Source organism: Cupriavidus sp. 8B, from assembly GCF_054589115.1.
In genome coordinates this window covers 1-290 of record NZ_BAAILO010000141.1, presented here as the reverse complement: position 1 = coordinate 290, position 290 = coordinate 1, and the positions used below count along the sequence as shown (strand labels likewise).

The 290-nt window shown below is 63.4% G+C and carries 1 pseudogene; it reads right to left on the bottom strand.

Going from position 1 to position 290, the window contains the following annotated elements:
* Window positions 1-16 precede the first annotated feature (16 nt).
* Window positions 17-290, bottom strand: a pseudogene (locus ACYP5B_RS14920) (IS5/IS1182 family transposase); the annotation flags it as partial.

Below are 290 nucleotides of genomic sequence, written 5' to 3'. Positions count from 1 at the left end.
GAGGGTGAGGACAAATTCAGGCATTGGTCAATCGGCGTACGAGCAAACGTGCCTGAGATAGCCAGACCCAGGCGGTTGCGCTGGCGATGCTGCGATCGTGATGCATGATCAGGCGGCGCGAGCGTTCGTTCCAGGCATGGGTGCGCTCCACCACCCAGCGCATGGGCAAGGTGGGGAACGTTTGATCCAGCGGCCACAGGGACTGCTGCGCATCGTGCCAATGCCCAGCCTTGGGCGGGCGACGCACGATGTGCACATTCAGGCCGTGAGCTTGCTCAAGGGCGGCGGCA